The following is a 19,119-nucleotide window of genomic DNA, read 5'->3' on the forward strand; positions in this document are numbered from 1 at the left end:
GTATACGACGGCGAAAACCGACCGTAGGTCTACTGGAGAAAGTTCAAATAAGCCTTCGACGGGGTCGGACCGCGCTGTCCCTGATACTTCGATCCCAGCGCTGAGCTGCCATAAGGATTGATCGCCGGACTGGAGAGACGGAACAAGCAGAGCTGCCCGATCTTCATGCCCGGCCACAACGTGATGGGCAGATTGGCGACATTCGAGAGCTCCAGCGTGATGTGTCCGCTGAAGCCCGGATCGATGAAACCCGCCGTCGAGTGTGTGAGAAGTCCCAGCCGGCCCAGACTCGACTTGCCCTCGAGTCGCCCCGCGAGATCGTTCGGCAGCGTCGTCAGCTCGAGCGTCGACCCGAGCACGAACTCGCCCGGATGCAGAACGAACGGCTCCCCCTCGGCGGGCTCCACCAACGTGGTCAGCTCGTCCTGCTGCAGCTTCGGATCGATGTGGGTGTAGCGCGAGTTGTCGAACACCCGGAACAGCCCGTCCAGGCGCACGTCCACACTCGACGGCTGCACCATCGCCTCGTCGAACGGTTCGATGCCGAGCGTTCCGGCATCCACCTCGGCCTTGATGTCGCGATCGGAGAGCAGCACGCACAGAGACTATCGACCGAGCCCGCCGAGGCCACCCGGGCGCCCTGCTAATCTTCAGGGCAGCACCACCGGCCGATGTAGTTCAATGGCAGAACATCAGCTTCCCAAGCTGAATACGCGGGTTCGATTCCCGTCATCGGCTCCACGAACGCCCTCACCGCCGGGCGATGGTGGAATCCAGACCCCGGATTCCGGGGCCTACATTCCACGATCCACACTCGCGGTCGTCCCACTGTGTCCAGCGACACGCGTCGTTCCTGGTCAGGCTGGGTACACCTCCGCGCACACCCCCTCTCCCCCCGGAAACGAGCACCTCCATGACCGAACGCGTCGTCTCCGCACGCCTCGATGTCGACATCACGGCCGCCAGCACCCTGGAGTTCCAGATCGCCGTGGCCCCGCATCCCGGCGCGCAGGTCGCCGAGACCCTCTCGTTCGTCCTGGACGGGAAGACGGTCGAGGCCCGCGAGGTCAGCGGAGCCCACGGCAACCGGATCCACGTCCTCGAGGCGCCGGTGGGCAACCTGCAGGTCTACTACGACGCGACCGTCACCGGGAACGCGGAGCCGTCCCCCGTCACGGATCTCGATCGCTCGGTCTACCTCCGTCCGAGCCGGTACGCGGAGGCCGACAAGTTCTTCGGCTTCGCGGCCACGGAGTTCGGCAGCGAGACGGACGACGCGGTCCTGCTGTCGGAGGTGTCCGACTGGGTCGGCCGTCGACTGCACTACGTCCCGGGGAGCAGCGATCCCATCGACGGTGCGGCGGACACGCTGCTCGCCGGTGCCGGCGTGTGCCGTGATTACGCGCACCTGGTCGTCGCGATGCTGCGCGCGCTGAACGTTCCGGCTCGTCTGGTCGCCGTCTACGCACCCGGATGCGACCCGATGGACTTCCACGCCGTCGCGGAGGCCCTGGTGAACGACACCTGGCACGTCGTGGACGCGACGTGCCTCGCACCTCGATCGACGCTGGTCCGGATCGCGACCGGACGCGATGCGGCCGACACCGCGTTCCTCGACAACCACAAGGGTTCGATCACGCTGAACAGCTCCACGGTCACGGCCGTGGCGACCGACGGCCTGCCGAAGGACGACATCCACGAGCTGGTCTCCCTCACCTGATCCGGCGCATGCGTCGGTCGCCTCCTGCGTCGTCGGGTTACTGTGACTCGACGAATCAGGAAGCGAGACGCACATGAGCATCGAACGAGATGCAGCGTTCACGGGTGGGCGAGGGACGGCGGCGGACCGGAGCAACGACTCCGACGATGCCGTCGAGCGGCTGACGACGACGCCGAACAAGGACCCGTTCTACCGCTCCCCCGCCGGGTTCGAGAAGGCCGAGCTGGGGACCGTGCTGCGGTCGCGCCGTGTCGAGATCGCCCTGTTCGGCACCATCCGCCAGCGCGTGTCGGCATGGCAGCTGCTCTACCGGACGTCCGACATGCACGGCGAACCGCGCACGGGTGTCACCACGATCCTGCTGCCGGCCGGCGCGGTCCCGGGTCGGAGCAGGCCGCTGCTGTCCTACCAGTGCGCCATCGACGCCGTCTCGGACCGCTGCTTCCCGTCGTACGCGCTGCGGGACGGAGCACACGCCCACGGCGCCGTGCCCCAGTTCGAGCTGCTCATCATCCTGTACGCGCTGCGCCGCGGGTGGGCGCTGTCCCTGCCGGATCACGAGGGCATGGACGGCCGCTGGGGTGCACCGATCGAACCCGGATACTGCACTCTCGACGGCATCCGCGCCGCCCTGTCGTTCGCACCTCTGGAGCTCGACGACTCGGCGCCCGTCGCACTGTGGGGGTATTCGGGCGGCGGCCTGGCCACGTCGTGGGCCGCCGAGGCCGCCGACGAGTACGCGCCGGAGCTGAACGTCGTCGGTGCCGCGCTGGGCTCGCCCGTCGGTGATCCGGCGTCGGCGTTCTCCCGCCTCAACGGCACGATCTTCGCCGCGTTGCCCACCATGGTGGTCGAGGGTCTGCGCCGCACCTACCCCGATCTGGACCGGACGATCCGCGATCACGTCGCGCAGCCCGGCATGACCATTCTGTCCTCGCTCGAGCGCAAGACCACGGTGCACGCCGTTCTGACGCTGCTGATGCACGACCTCGAGCGCTACACCGACATCCCGCTCGCCGACGTCATGGCGACCCCCGAGCTGGTGCAGATCTTCCAGGACATCCAGCCGGGCAAGTCCGCACCGAGCTTCCCGCTCCTCATCATGCAGGCGGTGCACGACCCCATCATCGCCGTCGACGACGTGGACGGGCAGGTGGAGCGGTACCGCACCGCCGGCGCCCACGTGACGTACGTGCGCGACCGGCTCAGCGAGCACCTGTCGCTGCACCCCATCGCCGCACCTGCGACGCTGAACTGGCTCGCCGATCGCATCGCCGACCGCCCGGTGCCCCCGAACACCACCGAGACCGTGTGGTCCTCGGCCCTGTCGGTGTCAGGTGTCCGAGGGCTGCTCGGGCTCACCGTCTCGACCGGTCGCGCTCTGCTCGGCCGGGTCCGCTAGGCGGTCGTCGCCGGAGTCGCGGCGCGTCGGCTCGATCCCGAAGTCGGGTGGCCCCGACGCCTCCGCGAAACCGGACGGCTCCGAGTGCTTCTCGTCGGACGTCGACATGATCACGCCCCGAGCTTGTCGATCATGTCGTTCAACGCGGTGGCCGCCGTCTCGAGTCGCTCGGGTGACCTGTCGTCTCCCAGTTGCTCGACGAGTGCGGCCTTGGTGGTCACCAGAACGGCACCCGAATCGTCGTCGGTCATCGTCAATTCGCCGTCCCGCATCACCAGCAGCGTTCCGTCGGGTGCGTCGAGCACGCCGCGCACCGTGTCGCTCGTCATCGTCATCGTGTCGATCCTCCTGTCAGGGTGTTGCCTCGTGACCGCGCTTGCCGTGCGTGCGTCGGTCCTCCTTCATCTCCGCCTCGAAGACGTGACGGCGGCCGTCCATCAGGTCGTCGCGGATCCGGCGTTCGTGCTCACGCGCGGTGGTCCAGTACCCGTCGTCGAAGTCCTCGACCATCTGGAACGTCCACCGACCCTCGATGACGTTGCGGCCGACCACCTCTCGCTCCAGTGCGTCCGCTGCGTCACCGTGCCCTGCGTCGCGCAGCTCGTCCGCGGCAGAGCCGAACTGGAGATCGGCGTGGCCCATCAGCTGGTGGAACGTGTACAGGTGGCCGCGGGCGCGTTCCACCCACTCGAGGGCCTCCGAGACCGAACCGACGGCGGACACCGTGGCATCGTCGGACCCGTCCGGACGGTGGTGGTCCGTCAGCATCTTCTCGCGATCATCGCTCATACCTGCCGGTTACCCGTCCGGCAGTCACGGCACACACCCCAGAAGAAGACGTCGACGCCGTCGATGTCGAAGTCGTCGTCCTCCGGCTCGGGAGCACGTCGACGCACATCGGAGGTGAGGGCCGTGTCGAACACTCGGCGGCACTGCCGACACATCAGATGGTGGTGGTCGTCGCCGTCGACCCGAAGTTCGTACAGCGCGGGCGAATTGGCGGGCTCGATCCGGCGCAGGAGATCCACCGACACGAGTGCGTCGAGGTTGCCGTAGACGGTCTGCCGCGACATCCCCTGACTCTTCAGCGTGCGGGCCACGTAGCCGGCGTCGACGTGTGGGTGCCGCGCCACGACGTTCAGCACGCGAAGGCGCGGACGGGTCACGCGCAGCCCGCGCTCACGCAGTACCCGACGCCACTGCTCTTCCGACGAGACGACCGTCGGCTGTTCCCTGGTGTCCACGACGCCGGAGTGCCCCCGCAGGGCGCCGTGAAACGTCCGGGCCGTGTCAGTCGTCGCGACCCCGGTCCTCGGTGGTGGACGCACGGATCTTGCGGCGATGGCTGGTGTCGCAGAAGGGGTAGTTCTTGCTGCGTCGACACGCGCAGAGCGCCACCATGAAGCGGTCGGACCGCACGCGGGTGCCGTCCTCCATCTCCACGTCGACGGGCCCCTCCACCATCACCGGCCCGCCCGGAACAACACGGACGAGCCGTGCTGCGGGAGCAGCGTCAGGCGCGTCGGGCACGGACGACCACCAATTCCTCGGAGCGCCGACCCGGCTGCAGGGCGCCCGTGGCCTCGAGCCACTCGGCGCGCGCGTGCATGACGGGACCGAACGCGATCCGACGGCGAGCCACCACGTCGACCGTGGTGCCGGACCGCATCAGACGCTCGATCGTGCGGTCCACACCGGCGAACTCGGACTGCACGATCAGCATGGTGCCGCCCGGAGTGAGGAGATCGAAGGCATTGTCGCACAACGGGTCCAGGACGATGCGACCGTCGGCGCCGGCGTCCCACGCACGGTGCACACCGCGCCCCTCCGGCGCGGTCGGCGACGGCACGTACGGCGGATTGGAGACCACGAGGTCGAACGGCGCCTCGGCGAGGGCGTCGATGAGCGTGCCCTGTCGCGCATCGACCTCGACACCGATGCGCTCGGCGTTGTCCAGGGCGCACGCGACGGCGCGAGCATCCAGGTCGTAGGCGAGCACCTCACGTGCACCGAGACACGCAGCCTGGAGTGCGAGCACTCCGGTACCCGTACACAGATCGAGGGCGCGAGCACCCAGGGGCGACGCCGCCACCGGCATGACCTCGCAGAGCAGTCTCGAATCGTCCTGGGGGGCGTACACACCGGGGTGTGCACGCACCATGCCGATCGTGTCGCGATGAATCGTCGTCACACGAGAACCTTCCGTCGGCGCAGATGCGCTGGCAGCATCTGCCGCCTTTCTTCAGGAATGGCATTCCCGAACGGACGCGATTCAAACGCGGGACCGGCGCGTCACCACCTCCGGGCGATGATGGAGACGATGCGCGGAATCTCCTCGTCGGCAAGCGGTTCGACCCCGATGACCACCTGGCGGGTGAGCAGACCGTCCACGGACATGGCGAACAGTTCCGCCGACGCCACGGTCGCGGGGTAGCCCGCCTCGCTCATCTTGGACGACACCAGGCCGACGAACGCGGCCAATTGGGCGTCGAACGCCGCCTTGAGTTCGGGCCGCACCAGACCCTCGCCGAGAAGGTGGTGCCGTGCGACGACGCGGCCGCGATGCTCCTCGCTGCACATGTCGCGGACGAACCCGACGACGGCGTCGACCACGGCGTCGTGATGCCAGGTGTCGAGTGCGAAGTGCCGACCGGCGACCTCGAGATCTCTCCGGAACACCTCGTCGAGCGCCAGCGAGAGCAGGGTGGCTCGATCGGGCGCGTGATAGTTGACGGCGCCGGCACCGAGACCGGTGGCCTGATCGACCGCACGATGAGTGAACCCACGGGGACCGCGTTCGGCGAGCACCTGCACCGCGGCGGCAGAGATGAGTGAGCGCCGACTTCTGGGCTTCTCCACCGTCTCACCATCACTCATTGGTGAGATGTTACGGCCCTGACGTGCCGGTACCACCATCACCGGTCACGGTCGGCTCACGATGATCGCGCCGGCGGAACGGGCTGATCGAGCCCGCTCCACCGTCCCCCGACTGCCGCGTCACTGTCATGACAGGCGTTGAGGATACACCCGTCTCGGCACGTCCGCTCGTGCTTGACACCGGGGTCGCCGGCGTCTTTTCTGTACAGATGTTGAGGAATCGGGCCATGAGTCGTCGCGGGATGTTGGGAGCGGCCGCCGTCGCCGCGGGAGCGGTCACGGTGGGGATCGCCCCGCGCGTCCGCGCAGCGCCGACACTCCCCTCGGCGGCCTGCGCCGTTCGCTACCCCGGCTACCGCGGCGCCGACTTCGCGCTCCCGTACGCCCACTACATGCAGGCCCGGACCGCCCCCGCGCCGCAGATCGTGACCGACGCCTTCGCCGGCCCGGCGCTACCGCCGGGAGCGGTACCTCGGTTCGAGGACATCACGCGCGATCTCGGCCCGACCGGGACGTCCGCCGTGGAGACCGGGTACGGCCAGGGCGCCGACGGGGTGGTCTTCGTGGCGGTGCGCACCGTCATGCCGAGAGTCACTGCGGCCATGTGGGACTGGTGGTTCGGGTGGCACTCCAGCGAGGCCGCGCGCTACAAGTTGTGGCATCCCGACGCGCACCAGTTCGCCGCCCTGGACACCGACCTCACCACCGCCGACCTCACGGACCGGCAGAAGTACATCGGCAACACCACCTACGTCGACGAGTACGTGGGGCCGAAACTGCAGCAGCTCGGGATCAACTTCCGAGACCCGGTGGCGCACGGGTTCACCGTGCCGTCGGATCAGACCATCGTCCTCGGCCGCGTCGGGAGCAGCATCGCCCCCGTGGACCTGGGGTGGCTCGCCCACCAGGTCCGCCCGATCGAGGGCGGCGCCGAGATGCGCAGCCGGTTCCACCTGAACCTCCGCGGCCTGCACGTACCGAACGTGACGCAGGCCGCGTGTGCGGTGGCCCGTGGTGCGTCGGTCGATCCGACCGATCTGCAGCTGAGCCTCGACCTCGGTCGTGATCTGCTGATGCACTGCGGGCAGGAGATGAACCACCTCGCGGCGTTCCTCCCCGAACTGCACGCCGAGTTCTCGTGACCCGGCACCTCAGCGAGCCGACTCGGACCCCTTCTCCACCAGTTGGACCGACAACCGGCCGATCGGGGTGTTGGAGTCCTGGGACAGCCTGGTCAGCAGGGTGAAGGCCTGCTGGGCGTCGACGCCGAAACGCTCCATGATCATGCCCTTGGCCTGCCCGATGACGTCCCGGGACGCCAGGGCCGAATGCAGTTGATCCTCGACCCGACCCGCGGTCAGAGCGATCGCGGCGTGGGTGGCGAGCGCCTCCCCGACCATGATCGCGTCGTCGGTGAAGGCTCGGGGCTCGAACGCGAACAGGTTCAGGGCACCGAAGGTGTCGCGGTGGGTGAAGAGCTGAAAGGAGAGCGAGCTCCGCACGCCCTCCGCCAGGGCGATCGGCGCATACTTCGGCCACCGGGTGTCGGTGGTCAGATCGTCGGCCCGCACCACCGCGGTGGTGGTCGCCGCGTCCAGGCACGGGCCCTCCCCGAACTCGATCTGAGCTGCGTCGAGCCGCGGCGGAAGAGACGACGTGGGCCCGTGCGAGGTGAACGACGACCTGCCCGAGATCGCCACCACGTCGGCGGCGTCCGTTCCGGGAACCAGATCGAGGGCCGCCTCGGTGACCCTGCGCAACGTGTCGTCGAGATCGGTGTGTGCCGTCAGGTCGCGAGCGAACGCCGCCAGCGCCGACGCGATGTCCGACGGCTCCCGTTCTCGAGACGCGTTCATCCGACCTCCTCGAGCAGCAGCGGGCATGACACTCGGCACAGATTGACCGCGACCGGGGACGGGTAAACCAGGATCACTCACTCGAAAGGCATGTCTTGCGCATCCTGGTCACCGGGTCCACCGGCTACATCGGCTCACGTCTCGTTCCCATCCTGCTGGGCGACGGTCACGACGTGCTCGCCGCCATGCGCGACGACAGCAAGGCGTCCTCCTTCAGCTGGGAGGACGACGTGACGCCGGTCCACTTCGACATCACCGACGAGAAGTCCATCGACGCCGCGCTCGAGGGTGCGGACGCGGTCGTCTACCTCGTGCACTCGATGGACGACGGCGACTTCGTGACCAAGGATCGCGAGGCCGCGCAGGCCGTCGCGCGCGCCGCGGAGAAGCACGGCGTGGGCCGCATCGTCTACCTGTCCGGCCACGTGCCCGACGACGACGAGGACCTCTCCGACCACATCACGTCGCGCCTGCAGGTCGAGGAGGTGTTCCTCAACTCGTCCGTCCCGGCGACGGTGTTCCGGGCGGCCATCATCCTCGGGTCCGGCTCCACCTCGTTCGAGCTCGTACGCAGGATGGTCGAACGTCTCCCGGTCACTCCCGTGCCGAGCTGGATGGTGAAGAAGGTGCAGCCGATCGCGACGACCGACGTCCTGCACATCATCGCCGCCGCTCTCGGTGACGAGCCCATTCCGGGGTCGTACGACATCGGCGGGACCGAGGTGCTCACCTACCCCGAGTTGCTCACCCGCTACGCGACCATCGCCGAACTGTCGCGGCCCCAGTTCCGCGTGCCGCTGGTTCCCACACCGATCGTCGGGCGAGCCGTCGCCGCCATCACACAGATGCCGCCCGGCACCGTGATCTCGTTGGTGGACAGCCTGCATCACGACATGATCGTCCGTCGCGGCAACGCGGCCACGGACACGTTCGCGCACGCCGTCGACTCTCTCGTGGGTATCGACGAGTCCATCAGGCGGTCGCTGACGGTCAGCTCGCACGACGGCACCGACGCCGAGGGCACCACCGACCCGCAGTCCGCGGCGGACACCGACCCCTCGTGGGCCGGCGGCGTCGTGTCGATCGGCCGAGACGGACGGGTGCGTCACGACGTGTCCGGACGATTCTCGCGAGCGCTGTTGCACCCGCGTTCCTGAGGCGGGACCAGGATTCCCGGTCGGGAACGCGGGTACCCGGCCGGTATGACTTCGTCGAACGGCTCGATCGACCAATACACCAAGAGAGACCCACGTACCGCCTACCCGACTCCGGATCGCGAGGGGCAGCAACCGATCTCGCATCCCGGGCTGACCGAGGACATGCGGACCACCCCCGACCACGGGGAGTCCACCTACCGCGGATCAGGGCGGCTCACCGGCCGGAAGGCACTGATCACCGGAGCGGACAGCGGCATCGGCCGCGCCGTCGCCCTGGCGTTCGCGCGCGAGGGCGCCGACGTCGTGCTGTCGTACCTCGAGTCCGAGGAGCCCGATGCGCGCGAGACGGTGCGGCTCGTCGAGGAGGCCGGCCGCCGGGCCGTCAGCGTCCCCGGTGACATCCGCGACGAGGCGCACTGCGACGCCCTGATCGACACCGCGGTGCGCGAACTGGGTGGTCTCGACATTCTCGTGAACAACGCGGCGTTCCAGATGGCCCAGAGCGGCGGTATCGCCGACATCACCACCGAGCAGTTCGACCGCGTACTGAAGACCAACCTGTACGCGTTGTTCTGGTTGTCCAAGAAGGCTGTGGCCGTGATGGATCCGGGCTCGACCATCGTCAACACCTCCTCCGTCCAGGGCGTGAGCGCCTCACCCGAACTGCTCGACTACGCCACCACCAAGGCCGGCATCATCAATTTCTCCAAGGGGCTCGCGAGCGACGTCGCCCAGCAGGGCATCCGCGTGAACGTCGTGGCACCCGGACCCATCTGGACACCGCTGATCCCGGCCACGATGCCGTCGGACAGTGTCGACGGTTTCGGCGACCAGGTGCCGCTCGGACGTCCGGGACAGCCCGCGGAACTCGCACCCGCGTACGTGTTCCTCGCCTCGGGCGAGTCCAGCTACATCACCGGGCAGGTCATCGGCGTGACCGGCGGTTCCCCGATCACCTGAGCATTCCCGCATCCGCACGACACGAAAGGCACATCATGAGAGCAGTGACCTGGCACGGCAAGCGCGACGTCCGCGTCGACAACGTCCCGGATCCGACGATCCAGGATCCGACGGACGCCATCATCGAGGTGACGTCCACCAACATCTGCGGCTCCGATCTGCACCTCTACGAGGTGCTCGGGCCGTTCATGAACGTCGGTGACATCCTCGGCCACGAACCGATGGGCATCGTGCGCGAGGTCGGCAGCGCCGTGTCGACGCTGGCGGTGGGCGACCGCATCGTCGTCCCGTTCCAGATCTCGTGCGGCTCGTGCTTCATGTGCGATCAGTCGCTGTACACCCAGTGCGAGACCACCCAGGTACGCGAGACCGGTATGGGCGCAGCACTGTTCGGCTACTCCGAGCTCTACGGATCGGTGCCGGGCGGCCAGGCGCAGTACCTGAGGGTGCCGCACGCCGACTTCACCCACATCAAGGTCCCGGAGGGCCCGAGCGACGAGCGATTCGTCTACCTGTCCGACGTACTGCCCACCGCGTGGCAGGCCGTGCAGTACGCGGGGGTGCCCGAGGGCGGCTCGCTGACCGTGCTGGGCCTCGGTCCGATCGGCGACATGGCGGCACGCATCGGCACCCATCTCGGATACCGCGTCATCGGCGTCGACCGCGTACCCGAGCGGCTCGAGCGTGCTCGCGCTCGCGGCATCGAGACGGTGGATCTCCGGGCCCACGGAGGGCAGGTCGGAGACGTCGTCCGCGAACTGACCGACGGCCGCGGTACCGACTCGGTCGTCGACGCGGTCGGAATGGAGGCCCACGGCTCACCGGTGGCGAAGGCCGCGCAGCAGGTGGCGGGTCTGCTCCCGGACGCCCTCGCGAAACCGTTCATGGAGAAGGCCGGAGTGGACCGCCTCGACGCGGTCTACTCGGCGGTCGACATCGTCCGCCGGGGCGGCACGATCTCACTGTCCGGCGTGTACGGCGGCGCGGCGGATCCGATGCCGATGATGACCATGTTCGACAAGCAGATCCAACTGCGCATGGGTCAGGCGAACGTCAAGAGGTGGGTCGACGACATCATGCCGTTGCTGACGGACGACGATCCGTTGGGCGTGGACGATTTCGCGACCCACACCCTGCCGTTGACGCAGGCGCCGCACGCCTACGAGATCTTCCAGAAGAAGCAGGACGGAGCCGTGAAGATCATCCTGCGTCCGTGACGAGCGGGTCAGCTCGCGAGCGGCTCCGGTTCCACCGAAGCCACGACCGGCACGAGACGGGTGAGGCCGAGGACACCGAGAGTGCGCCGCACCCGAGGTGACGGCGAGATCACGACGTCGATCGCGGTCGGGGCGTCCGACAGGACGTCCTCGATCGCGGTCACGCCGGCCGAGCTGAAGAACCGGACGTCGGTGAGGTCGACCGTGACGGGGCCGTCCGAGACGGCCGCTCGGAGGCAGCGGGTCAGGTCGCGCGCGGTGACGAGGTCGACGTCGCCACGGACGGCGACGATGCGGCGGCCGTCGTGGCCTGCGTGGACGACGACGTCGAACGGGCTGGAGGAGTGGTGGGAAGGAGCAACCGTGGTCATCATGTTCCTTCTGCGGCGCTGCTCGGACGCGGTGTCTCGCACCGGTACCGAGGGTGTAGCGAAGGGCCCTGGGCTGGACCGCCTTGCAGACAACTCTGATCGATCGACATCGCGGTTCGGCGAACCGGAACATCACGATCAGGTCACGGCGGGTAACGGAATGATCACGGCGCCGGGCTCGCCGAGCGGGTTCATCAGACTGTCCTCATGAACCCCCGCCCTCTCGCCCGGTTCTCGGACTCGGTCGTCACGTTCACGGGACGCTCGTCTTCCGACTACGGCGCACTGCATCGCTGGTCGATCGACGAGCCGGAACAGTTCTGGGCCGGCGTCAGCACCTTCTTCGACGTGCCGCTCACCGGTCACGAGTCCGTCCTGTCCCCCTCGGAGGACCCCCGCGTGTTCAGCGGGCGGCAGTGGTTCCGGGGTGCCAGCGTGAACTACGTGGATCGCGTACTGGCGTGGTGCGACCGGTCACCCGAGTCCGTGGCGATCATCGACGACACCGAACCGGGCGGGCTCGGCACCCGCACATCGTCGTACGCGGAACTGGCCGAGCAGATCTCCTCGATCGCCGCCGCGCTGCACCGCCTCGGCGTGCGGAGCGGCGACCGGGTGGCCGGTTACGTCCCGAACACGACCGAGGCCGCCGTCGCGTTCCTCGCCACCGCCGCACTCGGCGCCGTCTGGACCTCGTGCGGGCAGGACTACTCCGCGGCCGCAGCGGTGGACCGGCTCGGACAGCTCGAACCGACGGTGCTGGTGACCGCCGACGGCTACCGCTTCGCCGGTGTGGACCGCGACCGCCGGGACCAGGTGGCGGTACTGCAGGCCTCGATTCCCTCCCTGCGCGCGGTGATCGCCTTCTCCCGACTCGGCACCGACGTACCCGGAGCCGTCCGATGGGACGATCTGCTCGACGAGGTGCGCGGTGGCCCACGGGTGCTCCCCGAGCCTGTCCCGTTCGACCACCCACTGTGGGTGCTGTTCTCCTCCGGCACCACCGGGCGCCCCAAGGGCATCGTTCACGGCCACGGCGGTGTTCTGCTCGAGCACCTCAAATCTGCTGCGCTGCAGTCGGACATGACCGAGGACGACGTGTTCCTCTGGTACACCTCACCCAGCTGGATGATGTGGAACTACCTGCTGGCCGGGCTGCTCGTGGGCTCGACCGTCGTCTGCTACGACGGCAGCCCCGGCCATCCGGACGCCGGCGCACTGTGGGAGCTCGCGGCGCGGCACCGCGTGACCGTGCTCGGCACCAGTCCCGGGTACCTCCTGCACTGCGAGAGTGTCGGAGTCGAACCGGCTTGGGCACAGGACCTCTCGGCACTGCGCATTCTCGGGGTCACCGGGTCGGTCCTCCCCGCCGCGGCGCACGGCTGGGTGGCGGAGCACGTGGGGCGGTCGGTGCACCTCGCGCCGGTGTCGGGCGGCACGGACGTCGTCAGCGGATTCGTGGGAGCGCCCACCGGGGTGCCCGTGGTCCCCGGCGAGATTCCTGCCGTGAATCTCGGTGTCGCTCTGGAGGCGTGGAGCGACGAGGGGACCCCGCTGGTGGACGAACCGGGTGAGATGGTCATCGTCGCGCCGATGCCGTCCATGCCCGTCGGGTTCTGGAAGGACCCGAGCGGTGACCGCTACGCCGACGCGTACTTCTCCACATTCCCCGGCGTCTGGCGGCACGGCGACTCGATCACCGTGACCAGCAGGGGCAGCGTGGTGATCCACGGACGATCGGACGCCACGCTCAACCGCAACGGTGTGCGCATGGGCAGCGCCGACATCTACGGCGTGGTCGAGCGCCTGCCCGGCATCGCAGAGAGTCTCGTCGTGGGTCTCGAACGCCCGGACGGCAGCTACTGGATGCCGCTGTTCGTCGTCACGTCCGACGACGTGGAGCTCGACGACGATCTGCGCGAACACATCTCGGCGGCGCTGCGGAGGGAGGCCTCGCCGCGTCACGTCCCGGACGACATCATCGAGATCCGCGCCGTGCCGCACACGCGGACCGGGAAGAAGCTCGAGATCCCGGTCAAGAAGATCCTGTCGGGTGCGGACCCGTCGACGGTGGCCGATCCGGAGTCGGTCGACGACCCCGACGCGCTGCGCTGGTTCGCGGCGCTGGCGCCGGGGTCCTGACCTGTCGGCTCAGCTCAGCGTGGCGCGCAGCGCGTCGACGGCCGAGACCGGCTCACGCTCGAGCAGTCGAGTCAGATCTCCCGACTCGGTGTCGAGGTCGCCGCGGGCGATGCCCGCGTCGGCGCTCGCCAGCATCTGCGCGACGGGCGCGGGCAGTCCCGCACCCTCGAGCGCGCCGATGTGCTCGTCGGTGCTCAGATCCTGGTACTCCACCGGCGCGCCGATGATCTCGGAGATCGCACCCGCCAGACCCTCGTACGTCAGACGCTCGCCGCCCAGCTCGTATACGGCGCCCGCCTGGTCGTCGGCGATCAGCACCGCGGCCGCGGCCGCCGCGTAGTCGGCCCGAGCAGCACCGGCCACGACACCCGACCCGCCGCTCCCGATGATGGCGCCGGTGTGCTGTGCCTGGCCGATCGACGCCGCGTAGTTCTCCCAGTACCACCCGTTGCGCAGCAGCACGGACGGCACGGAGGACGACGCGAGGCGCTCCTCGGTGGCGACGTGCTCGGGCGCGAGACTGATGCCGCTCGTCGGCGCCTTCAGCACACTGGTGTATGCGATGAGCGAGACACCGGCCGCCTCGGCGGCCTCGATGACGTTGGTGTGCTGCGGGATTCGCTTCCCGGGCTCGGAACCCGACACGAGCAGGAGCTTGTCCACCCCGTCGAGAGCGGCGCGCAACGCAGCGGGATCCGCGTAGTCGGCGACGCGGACGACGACACCGCGCGCCGCCAGGTCGGCGGCCTTGGCCTCGTCGCGCACCACGGCCACGATGTCGCCCGCGGCGACCCCGTGATCGAGGAGCGATCGAATCACTGCGCTGCCGAGTTGTCCGGTCGCGCCGGTCACCGCTGTCGTGGTCATGAGCATGTCTCCCTGGAGAGTGAGCGTCGTCCGGCGCACCACGAGGGTGTGCCGCTGCGACCGATCCGGCCGTCGGCACCACTATGCACTTACTGTTCGTGCAGTGCAACATTCCTCGTAATCACTTACGGACCAGCTGGTAGGATGGCACTCGTGCCCGACACCGACCCGACACTCGAAGCCGACGTGTTCTCTCGCCACTGCTCGTCCCGCGACACGATGCAGGACATCACCAGTCGCTGGGGCCTGCTGGCGCTCGCCGCGCTGCACGAGGGGCCGTACCGGTTCGGAGCGCTTCGGCGGCGCGTGGACGGGGTCAGCGAGAGGATGCTGTCGCAGACACTGCAGCGGCTGGAGCGTGACGGGCTGATCACCCGCACCGTGCTCGAACAGATTCCGCCGAAGGTGGAGTACGCACTCACCGACCTCGGGCGCGAGACGGCGACCCGGCTCGTCGGCCTCATCGAGTTCGTCGAGTCGACTCTTCCGACCGTGACGGCCGCGCGCGCCGAGTACGACGCGCGCGGCACGGACGGGGTCTAGCTGGTTCCGCGGCCCGTCTCGGACTGCAGCTTGTCGATCATCTCGGACGCCTGCGCCTTGGTCAGGTCCGACGGCACCTCTTCACCGGCCTCGCGGGCCAGCGTCTCGAGGTAGCTCAACTGGGGGCCGGTGGGCGGCTCGTCACCGGTGACCCAGTCGGACGGATCCTTCTCCGCGCTCTGGTCGACGTCCGCATTGCCTGTCTTGGTGGTGTCATTCGCATCGCTCATACGTTCGACTGTACCCACGAGTACCTCCGCGCAAACCGACGCGAATCGGCGAGCAGGCAGCCGCCGAGCGCGCCGATCGAGATTCATTCCGGTTTACTCCGTAAGAAACCGATCCAAGTCTCGCGTTTCACAGAATGTTTTCAGTTCGAGGTGCTACAAACGGAATCGTGATAGTCGTCGTGGTTGTCGGAGTGGTGTGGCTGCTGGTCGCCGCGGGTGCCGCAGTGCTGCTCGGACGCGCCGCATCGCGCGCGGACCACGAGGAACTCGGCTCCGAGCTCCAGTGGGACATGGCCGAACTCGATCACGAGGTCTTCGGCTCCCGCTGACTGGCCGACCATTCTCCGTCGGCCGCCCCAAGTCACAGCACGACGGCAGAATAATCCCCGTCGGTCGGTTTCAGGGATTGGTACGCGAACGCAATTCGGTCGATCGCAGCCTCCAATCGATCGGCACCCTCCGTGTACGGCAGGCGCACGTGGCGCTCGAACGCCCCCTCCACCCCGAACCGCGGCCCCGCCGCCAGCGCCACCCCGTGCGCCGGCGCGATCGCGGCGAGAGCCGTGGACGCCGCGGCAGGCATCTGAACCCACAACGACAGGCCGCCCGGCGCCGGGTCGTACGACCAGTCCGGAAGGTGCCGCGCCAGAGCCGCCGTCAGCGCATCCCGGTTACCACGGAGTTCCGCGCGGCGGGGAACCAAGATCTCCTCGTGCCGCTCGATCAGTGCCGCGCACGCGAGCTGATCCATGATCGGCGTGCCGATGTCGACGGCGGCCCGCGATGTCGCCAAGCGAGAGATCAGCGACGGCGACGCCCTGATCCAGCCGACCCGCAGACCACCCCAGTACGCCTTCGACGCGGACCCCACGGTGACGACGGTGCCGGGATGCCCCACCGCCGCGACCGGAGCGGGCGGCGCCTCGTCCAGCCACAGGTCGGCCATCGACTCGTCCACCACCAACGTGGTGCCGGTCCGGCGGGCGTTCGACGCCAGTTCCGCGCGGCCGGCGACATCGAGCAGAGCACCCGTCGGATTGTGGAAGTCGGGCAGCACGTACGCCATTCGCGCCCCCGTCTGCACCGTCGCGTCGCGAATCGCGTCGAGGTCCCACCGCCGCGACGAGCGCGCCGATCCAGGGGTCGAGTACTCCCGCGGCCTCAACGGAACGGGCACCGCGCGCGCCGCAGTTCGTCGAATCGCCTCCAGCGCATTGGGATACGTCGGGTGATCGACCACCACCCGGTCACCTGGCGACACCAGCACCTCGAGCAGCAGCCGCCAGGCCTGCTGCGCGCCGGACGTCACCATGATCTGGTCCGGCGACGTGGGCAGCCCCCGCTCGTCGTACCGGCGAGCCAGGGCCTGCCGCAGTGTCGCGAGACCGACCGGCTCGATACCGTGACCCGTGTAGTAGGCCGGAAGTGCCTCCAGCGCAGCGGCGTACGCCTGTGTCACCTCGTCGGACGGGGCGGTGACGGCGGCATGGGTCAGATCGATCACCGACGCCGCCGCGCGGGCCGGCCGCCCCGCCAGGGTGGTCCGCGGCAGTGCGACCGTGCTGCGGGAACCCTGCCTGCTCAACAGGTACCCCTCGTCACGCAGTGCCGCGTACGTGTTGGTGACGGTGGTGCGGGACAGCGACAGGGCTCCCGCCAGATCGCGCTCACTGGGCAGGGCGACGCCCAGGGGGATGCGGCCGTCGTGCACCAGGAGCCGGATCCCGTCGGCGAGTGCCCGGTAGACCGGCCGGTGCCGCCCCGACGGCCGCCAGTGCCCGAGGTCCCGCGAGAGAGTCGACGCACCGATCACGCGAGTCACCATGAGGTCCAGTATCCACCTCGGTGGACACCGGGGTGCAGTCCAGTTCAGGCGGTGCGGACGGATCCCATGAGGAATGCCCCGGTACCCGGGAGCCATCCGACGGTGCCGTTCTCGAACACGTTGTAGCGGCCGTGGCCCGTCGGAGTGCGCTTCTCATCGGTGAGCGGGTAGCCGAGCGATCCACTCGGGCCGCCGTGCGCGAGGTACCAGGCGAGGATGTCGCCGTGCACCTCGTGCGCGCCGCCCTCGGGGAGCGCGAAGACCATGGCGTGCTGGAACTCGAGCATCCCACCGCCGCGCGGCCCCAGCATCAGCTCGCCGACACGGTCACCGATCCACGAGTGCTCGAAGCTGAAACGCTCGAACTGGCACTGGAAGACCTCGAGCCCGACGTAGGTGCTGTCCATAGCGGTCCTCCACTGACCTGCTCTCGCCGAGAGGGGGATCCGTTTTGTTCCACCTCATAGCGAACCTGAGCCACAGTATGAGCCATCCTGGCGTTATCGTCACGCCATTTGTGATATCTCGACCGTGTCAGGACAGGATGTCGCGCCGCACGATGGTCTGGTCACGGCCCGGACCGACGCCGATGTACGACATGTACGACCCCGAGAGCTCCTCGAGACGCAGCACGTACCTCTGGGCGTTGACGGGCAACTCCTCGAAGGTCCGCGCCCCCGAGATGTCCTCCCACCACCCGGGCATCTCCTCGTAGATCGGCTTCGCGTGATGGAACCCGGTCTGCGTCATCGGCATGTCGTCGTGACGCACGCCGTCCACGTCGTACGCGACGCAGATCGGGATGGTGTCGAGCGAGGACAGTACGTCGAGCTTGGTGAGGAAGTAGTCGGTGATGCCGTTGACGCGCGTGGCGTACCGCGCGATGACGGCGTCGAACCAGCCGGTGCGCCGGGCGCGGCCGGTGGTGACACCCACCTCGCCGCCCTGCTTGGCCAGGTACTCGCCCGACTCGTCGAACAGCTCCGTCGGGAACGGGCCCGAGCCGACGCGCGTGGTGTACGCCTTCAGGATGCCGAGGACGGTGGTGATCCGACCCGGGCCGACGCCCGAGCCCACGGCCGCGCCGCCCGCCGTCGGGTTGGACGACGTGACGAACGGATAGGTGCCGTGATCGACGTCGAGGAGCGTGCCCTGCGAACCCTCGAGCAGCACCGTCTCGCCGCGCTCGAGCGCCTGGTTCAACGCGAGCCGGGTGTCGGCGATGCGGTGCTTGAAGCCCTCGGCCTGGCCGAGCACCTCCTCCACGACCTTCTTCGACTCGAGGGCGCGCCGGTTGTAGATCTTGGCGAGCACCTGGTTCTTGAATTCCAGTGCGGCCTCGACCTTCTGGGTCAGGATCTTCTCGTCCAGGACATCCGCCGCGCGCACTCCGACGCGGGCGATCTTGTCCTGGTAGCACGGGCCGATGCCGCGTCCGGTGGTGCCGATCTTGCGGGCACCGAGGAAACGTTCGGTGACCTTGTCGATGGCCACGTGGTACGGCATGATCAGGTGCGCATCGGCGCTGAGCAGCAGTTTCGACGTGTCCACGTCGCGCTTCTCGAGGCCGTCGAGTTCGGTGAGCAGCACACCCGGATCCACGACGACGCCGTTGCCGATCACGTTGTTCACACCGGGCGAGAGGATGCCCGACGGGATGAGGTGAAGCGCGAACTTGTCGCCGTTCGGCAGCACCACGGTGTGGCCGGCGTTGTTGCCACCCTGGTAGCGCACCACCCACTGCAGTCGCTCGCCGAACAGATCCGTGGCCTTGCCCTTGCCCTCGTCGCCCCACTGGGCGCCGATGAGGACGATTGCCGGCATGTGTTGCTCCATCACTCGGGTGGACAGCCGGACCATCCCGGGCTGTGGCACGTGTCGGAACGCACTTCGTGACGTGCGGAACGCGCACCGACCATGACCGGTGACACAGTGTACCGCCCGAGACGACA

At 68.5% G+C, this 19,119-nt stretch carries 23 protein-coding genes and 1 tRNA gene; 10 read left to right on the top strand and 14 right to left on the bottom strand.

Going from position 1 to position 19,119, the window contains the following annotated elements:
* Positions 1–29 precede the first annotated feature (29 nt).
* Complete coding sequence (gene dcd / locus HQ312_RS12880; RefSeq protein WP_027506388.1) at positions 30–596, bottom strand: dCTP deaminase; 567 nt, start codon at positions 594–596, stop codon at positions 30–32.
* 71 nt (positions 597–667) lie between these two features.
* Between dcd and HQ312_RS12885 the strand changes: the two genes are divergently transcribed.
* The 3 genes from HQ312_RS12885 to HQ312_RS12895 all read left to right on the top strand — a co-directional run bounded on the left by HQ312_RS12885 (position 668) and on the right by HQ312_RS12895 (position 3,122).
* Positions 668–741 (top strand) — tRNA-Gly (locus HQ312_RS12885).
* Positions 742–913: 172 nt separating this feature from the next.
* Complete coding sequence (locus tag HQ312_RS12890) at positions 914–1,720, top strand: transglutaminase family protein (protein ID WP_222638837.1); 807 nt, start codon at positions 914–916, stop codon at positions 1,718–1,720.
* Between the two features lie 73 nt (positions 1,721–1,793).
* On the top strand, positions 1,794–3,122 hold the full coding sequence (locus HQ312_RS12895; protein ID WP_222638838.1) for a lipase family protein: 1,329 nt from the start codon (positions 1,794–1,796) through the stop codon (positions 3,120–3,122).
* Positions 3,123–3,232: 110 nt separating this feature from the next.
* Here HQ312_RS12895 and HQ312_RS12900 read toward each other — a convergent pair whose 3' ends face one another.
* The 6 genes from HQ312_RS12900 to HQ312_RS12925 all read right to left on the bottom strand — a co-directional run bounded on the left by HQ312_RS12900 (position 3,233) and on the right by HQ312_RS12925 (position 5,999).
* The gene (locus HQ312_RS12900) at positions 3,233–3,457 is read right to left on the bottom strand and encodes a hypothetical protein (protein ID WP_027506392.1); all 225 of its coding nucleotides are present in this window, start codon (positions 3,455–3,457) and stop codon (positions 3,233–3,235) included.
* Between the two features lie 16 nt (positions 3,458–3,473).
* Positions 3,474–3,911, bottom strand: coding sequence for a hypothetical protein (locus HQ312_RS12905; RefSeq protein WP_222638839.1), 438 nt, complete (start codon positions 3,909–3,911; stop codon positions 3,474–3,476).
* Positions 3,908–4,366 carry a Fur family transcriptional regulator gene (locus HQ312_RS12910; RefSeq protein WP_222638840.1) on the bottom strand — a complete coding sequence of 153 codons (459 nt, stop codon included), beginning with the start codon at positions 4,364–4,366 and terminating at the stop codon, positions 3,908–3,910. The genes HQ312_RS12905 and HQ312_RS12910 overlap by 4 nt, the downstream gene beginning before the upstream one ends.
* A 46-nt stretch (positions 4,367–4,412) precedes the next feature.
* Complete coding sequence (locus tag HQ312_RS12915; protein WP_082544411.1) at positions 4,413–4,586, bottom strand: CDGSH iron-sulfur domain-containing protein; 174 nt, start codon at positions 4,584–4,586, stop codon at positions 4,413–4,415.
* Positions 4,587–4,635: 49 nt separating this feature from the next.
* Entirely contained in the window at positions 4,636–5,313 is a 678-nt protein-coding gene (locus tag HQ312_RS12920; RefSeq protein ID WP_308115782.1) for a methyltransferase, read from the bottom strand.
* A 101-nt stretch (positions 5,314–5,414) separates the two neighbouring features.
* A complete protein-coding gene (locus HQ312_RS12925) occupies positions 5,415–5,999 on the bottom strand; it encodes a TetR/AcrR family transcriptional regulator (protein ID WP_027506396.1) in 585 nt (194 codons plus the stop codon).
* Between the two features lie 227 nt (positions 6,000–6,226).
* Here HQ312_RS12925 and HQ312_RS12930 point away from each other — a divergent pair, with 227 nt between their 5' ends.
* Complete coding sequence (locus HQ312_RS12930; protein ID WP_222638841.1) at positions 6,227–7,141, top strand: DAPG hydrolase family protein; 915 nt, start codon at positions 6,227–6,229, stop codon at positions 7,139–7,141.
* A gap of 9 nt (positions 7,142–7,150) precedes the next feature.
* Here the strand turns inward: HQ312_RS12930 and HQ312_RS12935 are convergent, their stop codons facing one another.
* Positions 7,151–7,855, bottom strand: coding sequence for a GAF and ANTAR domain-containing protein (locus HQ312_RS12935; RefSeq protein ID WP_222638842.1), 705 nt, complete (start codon positions 7,853–7,855; stop codon positions 7,151–7,153).
* A 95-nt stretch (positions 7,856–7,950) separates the two neighbouring features.
* On the opposite strand from HQ312_RS12935, the gene HQ312_RS12940 reads away from it, so the two are divergent.
* From HQ312_RS12940 to HQ312_RS12950, 3 genes are read left to right on the top strand one after another with little or no spacing between them, the layout of a single operon-like run.
* Positions 7,951–9,012, top strand: coding sequence for an NAD(P)H-binding protein (locus tag HQ312_RS12940; RefSeq protein WP_222638843.1), 1,062 nt, complete (start codon positions 7,951–7,953; stop codon positions 9,010–9,012).
* Between the two features lie 45 nt (positions 9,013–9,057).
* Positions 9,058–9,972 (top strand): SDR family oxidoreductase, encoded by a 915-nt coding sequence (locus HQ312_RS12945; protein ID WP_222638844.1) that lies wholly within the window; start codon positions 9,058–9,060, stop codon positions 9,970–9,972.
* 35 nt (positions 9,973–10,007) lie between these two features.
* Entirely contained in the window at positions 10,008–11,189 is a 1,182-nt protein-coding gene (locus HQ312_RS12950) for a zinc-dependent alcohol dehydrogenase (protein WP_027506400.1), read from the top strand.
* 8 nt (positions 11,190–11,197) lie between these two features.
* On the opposite strand, the gene HQ312_RS12955 is transcribed toward HQ312_RS12950, so the two are convergent.
* Positions 11,198–11,560, bottom strand: coding sequence for an STAS domain-containing protein (locus tag HQ312_RS12955; RefSeq protein ID WP_056443708.1), 363 nt, complete (start codon positions 11,558–11,560; stop codon positions 11,198–11,200).
* Positions 11,561–11,767: 207 nt separating this feature from the next.
* Here HQ312_RS12955 and HQ312_RS12960 point away from each other — a divergent pair, with 207 nt between their 5' ends.
* A complete protein-coding gene (locus HQ312_RS12960; protein ID WP_222638845.1) occupies positions 11,768–13,702 on the top strand; it encodes an acetoacetate--CoA ligase in 1,935 nt (644 codons plus the stop codon).
* Positions 13,703–13,711: 9 nt separating this feature from the next.
* Here the strand turns inward: HQ312_RS12960 and HQ312_RS12965 are convergent, their stop codons facing one another.
* Entirely contained in the window at positions 13,712–14,569 is an 858-nt protein-coding gene (locus HQ312_RS12965; RefSeq protein ID WP_197027820.1) for an NmrA family NAD(P)-binding protein, read from the bottom strand.
* Between the two features lie 144 nt (positions 14,570–14,713).
* Here HQ312_RS12965 and HQ312_RS12970 point away from each other — a divergent pair, with 144 nt between their 5' ends.
* Positions 14,714–15,112, top strand: a complete 399-nt coding sequence (locus tag HQ312_RS12970) for a helix-turn-helix domain-containing protein (RefSeq protein WP_197027821.1) — start codon at positions 14,714–14,716, stop codon at positions 15,110–15,112.
* Here HQ312_RS12970 and HQ312_RS12975 read toward each other — a convergent pair.
* The gene (locus HQ312_RS12975; RefSeq protein WP_027506404.1) at positions 15,109–15,342 is read right to left on the bottom strand and encodes a DUF3072 domain-containing protein; all 234 of its coding nucleotides are present in this window, start codon (positions 15,340–15,342) and stop codon (positions 15,109–15,111) included. The two genes, HQ312_RS12970 and HQ312_RS12975, sit on opposite strands and share 4 nt — an antisense overlap.
* Positions 15,343–15,509: 167 nt before the next feature.
* Between HQ312_RS12975 and HQ312_RS12980 the strand changes: the two genes are divergently transcribed.
* Positions 15,510–15,671, top strand: a complete 162-nt coding sequence (locus HQ312_RS12980) for a hypothetical protein (RefSeq protein ID WP_155957078.1) — start codon at positions 15,510–15,512, stop codon at positions 15,669–15,671.
* A gap of 32 nt (positions 15,672–15,703) precedes the next feature.
* On the opposite strand, the gene HQ312_RS12985 is transcribed toward HQ312_RS12980, so the two are convergent.
* The 3 genes from HQ312_RS12985 to HQ312_RS12995 form a co-directional block, all read right to left on the bottom strand.
* Positions 15,704–17,167, bottom strand: coding sequence for a PLP-dependent aminotransferase family protein (locus tag HQ312_RS12985; RefSeq protein ID WP_222638846.1), 1,464 nt, complete (start codon positions 17,165–17,167; stop codon positions 15,704–15,706).
* A 44-nt stretch (positions 17,168–17,211) separates the two neighbouring features.
* Positions 17,212–17,574, bottom strand: a complete 363-nt coding sequence (locus tag HQ312_RS12990) for an LGFP repeat-containing protein (RefSeq protein ID WP_051613506.1) — start codon at positions 17,572–17,574, stop codon at positions 17,212–17,214.
* Between the two features lie 127 nt (positions 17,575–17,701).
* Entirely contained in the window at positions 17,702–18,991 is a 1,290-nt protein-coding gene (locus tag HQ312_RS12995) for an adenylosuccinate synthase (RefSeq protein WP_222638847.1), read from the bottom strand.
* Positions 18,992–19,119 lie beyond the last annotated feature (128 nt).

The organism is Rhodococcus sp. BP-316 (genome assembly GCF_019836105.1).
Lineage (GTDB): Bacteria > Actinomycetota > Actinomycetes > Mycobacteriales > Mycobacteriaceae > Rhodococcoides.

What these genes read in the sequence shown, in the direction of transcription:
- HQ312_RS12915 (WP_082544411.1), bottom strand. Translation starts at nt 4,586, where the DNA reads ATGGTGGAGGGGCCCGTCGACGTGGAGATGGAGGACGGCACCCGCGTG.
- HQ312_RS12925 (WP_027506396.1), bottom strand. Translation starts at nt 5,999, where the DNA reads ATGAGTGATGGTGAGACGGTGGAGAAGCCCAGAAGTCGGCGCTCACTC.
- HQ312_RS12960 (WP_222638845.1), top strand. Translation starts at nt 11,768, where the DNA reads ATGAACCCCCGCCCTCTCGCCCGGTTCTCGGACTCGGTCGTCACGTTC.
- HQ312_RS12990 (WP_051613506.1), bottom strand. Translation starts at nt 17,574, where the DNA reads ATGGACAGCACCTACGTCGGGCTCGAGGTCTTCCAGTGCCAGTTCGAG.
- HQ312_RS12975 (WP_027506404.1), bottom strand. Translation starts at nt 15,342, where the DNA reads ATGAGCGATGCGAATGACACCACCAAGACAGGCAATGCGGACGTCGAC.
- HQ312_RS12930 (WP_222638841.1), top strand. Translation starts at nt 6,227, where the DNA reads ATGAGTCGTCGCGGGATGTTGGGAGCGGCCGCCGTCGCCGCGGGAGCG.
- HQ312_RS12890 (WP_222638837.1), top strand. Translation starts at nt 914, where the DNA reads ATGACCGAACGCGTCGTCTCCGCACGCCTCGATGTCGACATCACGGCC.
- HQ312_RS12950 (WP_027506400.1), top strand. Translation starts at nt 10,008, where the DNA reads ATGAGAGCAGTGACCTGGCACGGCAAGCGCGACGTCCGCGTCGACAAC.
- HQ312_RS12955 (WP_056443708.1), bottom strand. Translation starts at nt 11,560, where the DNA reads ATGACCACGGTTGCTCCTTCCCACCACTCCTCCAGCCCGTTCGACGTC.
- HQ312_RS12905 (WP_222638839.1), bottom strand. Translation starts at nt 3,911, where the DNA reads ATGAGCGATGATCGCGAGAAGATGCTGACGGACCACCACCGTCCGGAC.
- HQ312_RS12945 (WP_222638844.1), top strand. Translation starts at nt 9,058, where the DNA reads ATGACTTCGTCGAACGGCTCGATCGACCAATACACCAAGAGAGACCCA.
- HQ312_RS12985 (WP_222638846.1), bottom strand. Translation starts at nt 17,167, where the DNA reads ATGGTGACTCGCGTGATCGGTGCGTCGACTCTCTCGCGGGACCTCGGG.
- HQ312_RS12965 (WP_197027820.1), bottom strand. Translation starts at nt 14,569, where the DNA reads ATGACCACGACAGCGGTGACCGGCGCGACCGGACAACTCGGCAGCGCA.
- HQ312_RS12995 (WP_222638847.1), bottom strand. Translation starts at nt 18,991, where the DNA reads ATGCCGGCAATCGTCCTCATCGGCGCCCAGTGGGGCGACGAGGGCAAG.
- HQ312_RS12970 (WP_197027821.1), top strand. Translation starts at nt 14,714, where the DNA reads ATGGCACTCGTGCCCGACACCGACCCGACACTCGAAGCCGACGTGTTC.
- HQ312_RS12900 (WP_027506392.1), bottom strand. Translation starts at nt 3,457, where the DNA reads ATGACGATGACGAGCGACACGGTGCGCGGCGTGCTCGACGCACCCGAC.
- HQ312_RS12895 (WP_222638838.1), top strand. Translation starts at nt 1,794, where the DNA reads ATGAGCATCGAACGAGATGCAGCGTTCACGGGTGGGCGAGGGACGGCG.
- HQ312_RS12935 (WP_222638842.1), bottom strand. Translation starts at nt 7,855, where the DNA reads ATGAACGCGTCTCGAGAACGGGAGCCGTCGGACATCGCGTCGGCGCTG.